The organism is Chitinophaga sp., from assembly GCF_036569185.1.
Lineage (GTDB): Bacteria > Bacteroidota > Bacteroidia > Chitinophagales > Chitinophagaceae > Chitinophaga.
This window is the reverse complement of the sequence record NZ_DATCRD010000400.1, coordinates 1-3,136: the sequence shown is the minus strand read 5'-3', so window position 1 is coordinate 3,136 and position 3,136 is coordinate 1. Positions and strand designations below refer to the sequence as shown.

At 48.9% G+C, this 3,136-nt stretch carries 3 protein-coding genes; all 3 read left to right on the top strand.

Annotated features, from left to right (window positions below):
* Positions 1 to 1,708 (top strand): c-type cytochrome (locus VIM72_RS30140; protein WP_332006512.1); only part of this gene is annotated, 1,708 nt, incomplete at its 5' end.
* 135 nt (positions 1,709 to 1,843) lie between these two features.
* Positions 1,844 to 2,878: a Gfo/Idh/MocA family protein gene (locus VIM72_RS30135; RefSeq protein WP_332006511.1), complete on the top strand. Its 1,035-nt coding sequence runs from the start codon at positions 1,844 to 1,846 to the stop codon at positions 2,876 to 2,878.
* A gap of 19 nt (positions 2,879 to 2,897) precedes the next feature.
* Positions 2,898 to 3,136 (top strand): twin-arginine translocation signal domain-containing protein (locus VIM72_RS30130; RefSeq protein WP_332006510.1); only part of this gene is annotated, 239 nt, incomplete at its 3' end.

Genomic DNA, 3,136 nt, shown 5'->3' with positions numbered 1-3,136 from the left:
TAAATATACCGGCGATCAGTTGATACAATTATTAAAGGGGGAGAATAAATGGTTCCGTCAGCAGGCGCAGTTGCAGTTTGCCAACCGTAAGAACAAATCATTCCTGCCTGTATTGTTGCCGTTGCTTCAATCCGGTGATGGGCAGACAGCCCTGGAGGCATTATGGGCCATCAACGGAAGCGGGGGATGGAACGATGAAACAGCCATCATGGCGCTGGGCCATAAAGATCCTTATGTAAGAAGCTGGGCGGTGCGTTTATCGGGAGATGGAGGAGCGGTGTCTCCACTTGTTGCCAAACGGTTGATCCAGCTGTCGGCTTCAGAGCCGCACCCGGAAGTAAGGAGCCAGATTGCCTGCACTGCAAAGCGATTGAAAGGCGATGTGGGGGTTGCCATGATTGAAGGACTATTGAAAAGCAATGATGACGTAAAGGATGCGGATATCCCGTTGCTGGCCTGGTGGGCCATAGAGGCTAAGGCAGAAACGGATAGAGAGCGTGTGTTAGCGATGTTTAAACATCCGCAGATCTGGCAGCGCCAAACTGTTCAGCAAACGATATTAAAACGCCTGGTACAACGCTATACCATGGCAGGGGGCGAAGCAAATTTTGCCGCAGTAGCCCGTTTAATTGAAACCGCGCCTTCCAGGCAGGTAGCAAAGCTGCTGATAGATGGGTTACGCGAGGGGCTTCGCGGGCGCGATGTAGTGGGCTTGTCGCCCGCGCTTACCAAGGCCATACAGCCTTACCAGAATGAGCTTTTCGGAGGGCCGTTAGCGTTAGGTCTGCGACAGGGTGATCCTAAAGTGGTGGATCAGGCCATCAAGGTGGTGGCGGACCCCAAAGCAGATATGCAGCACCGTTTGGCTTATATCAAAATAATGGGTGAAACCGGCCAGGCAAAAGCGGTGCCCACCTTATTAAAAGTGGTAGGGGCTGCCAGCTCATCAGGGGCGTTGAAGCAAACCACTATACAGGCATTACAGTATTTTGATAACCCTGAAATCGGCAGCAGCGTGGTAGCTGCCTATCCGCAGTACCGGGCAGATGAAGGGCTGCGGAATGCCGCCATAGACCTGCTGTCCAGCAGGGTAGTGTGGGCGAATGCATTCCTGGATGCTATTGAGAAAACCAAAGTGATCAATAAGGGAGATGTTAGCGAAGCCGCCGCCCGCAGGTTTAAACTGCTCAAGGATCCGCAGATGGGAGAAAGAGTGAACCGGTTATGGCCGAATGTGAAGTTGGCTACTTCTGAAGAAAAGAATGAAAGCATTGCCAGATATATGAAGATCATCAAATCGGGTTCGGGCAATATGGAAAAAGGGAAACTGCTGTTTACAAATAATTGTGGTGTTTGTCATCGTTTATTTGATGGGGGAGGAACCATTGGTCCGGATCTTACGGGCTACGACAGGAACAATATCAACAGTATGTTACTGAATATTATAGACCCCAATGCTGATATCAGGGAGGGCTATGTGATTCACCGGGTAGTTACTACAGATGGCCGTACCCTGGAAGGAAAGATCGTATCCCGTAATGGAGATGTGATTACCCTTCAGCCTGTAGGGGGTAAGGATATTATTCTTTCGGCGGCCCGGATAAAGGAAATGAAAGCGCAGCAGGTATCGGTGATGCCGGAGCGGATACTGGACCATTTATCTGACCAGGAAGTAAGAGACATTTTTTCCTATATCATGAAGAAATAACGGGATTCATTTATCAAAAAATGATTGGTGTTTTAAGAAATGTTTACTAATTTCCGGTAACGTACCCGTTAGCCGTGTAACTGAATTCAGCCGATATATTTTTTATCATTTTTTATTGATCATACATTCTTCCACATGACGAAATTCTATGACCGTCGCAGGTTCCTTCAAACGGTTTCTTCTGCCGGTGCAGGCATTGGTTTGGCTGCGATAGCGGGCCCGCTTGCTGCAAAAGCATTTGTTGCAGATGAGATCCGCATTGGTATTATTGGTATGGACTCGTCCCATGCTGTTGCATTTACAAAAGGATTTAATAACCCTTCTCCTGCGCCTGGCCTGGCTGGTTTCAGGGTGGTGGCAGCATATCCCCAGCCTAGCGCGGATATTGAGAACAATTTGAAACGTATGCCTGGTTTTGTAGAGGAAGTAAAAAAGCTGGGGGTGGAAATAGTTGATTCTACAGACGCGTTGCTGGAAAAGGTAGATGTGGTATTAGTGGAATCGAACGATGGGCGCCCGCATCTGCAGCAGGCTTTACCGGCGTTGAAAGCGGGTAAAAAAGTGTTTATTGATAAACCGATGGCCGGATCGCTGGCGGAAGCGATGACGATTTTTGCGGCTGCCAGAAAATATAATGCACCTGTATTTTCCAGCTCTTCATTAAGATATATGGACAGTGTGATCAAAGTAAAGGAAGGCGTTGTTGGCAAAGTGCTGGGCGCTGATGCTTACAGTCCGTGTGCATTGGAGAAACACCATATCGATTTCTTCTGGTATGGTATTCATGGGGTGGAAACGCTTTTTGCCGTGATGGGCGCAGGTTGTAAAAGCGTCAGCAGGGCCTCTACGGAAGGTACAGATGTGGCGGTGGGGATCTGGGAAGATAACCGCATCGGCACATTCCGTGGCAACCGTACCGGTAAGAACGAGTATGGAGGAACGGTATTCGGAGAGAAGGGAAACACTATATTAGGTCCTTTTAGCGGTTACGAGCCGTTGATGTTACAGATCGCTACGTTTTTCAGAACGGGTAAGTCGCCCGTACCGGAGAAAGAAACATTGGAGATACTGGCTTTTATGGAAGCCGCTGATGAGAGTAAAAAGAACAACGGGGCGCCTGTGGCTTTAGAGGCGATGTTCGAAAAGGCAAAGAAGTCTCAAACATTTTAAATGATCAAACCAAGGATATATGAAAAAGTCTCGCAGAGCATTTCTGAAAAACACCTTAAAGGGGTCGGCAGTAGTGGCCCTGGGCGGTATTTTGCCGGGTTTCAGCGCCAGGAGTTACGCCAGTATTATAGGGGCTAACGAGCGTATTAAAGTAGGCATGATGGGCGTGAACGCACGTGGACTGGCGCTGGCCGCCAACTATGCCCGTCAGCCTGATTGTGAAGTGATCTCTGTTTCTGACGTAGACACACGTGCTGC

Excerpts from the sequence above, each read along its gene's own strand:
- VIM72_RS30135 (WP_332006511.1), top strand. The coding sequence starts at position 1,844 with ATGACGAAATTCTATGACCGTCGCAGGTTCCTTCAAACGGTTTCTTCT.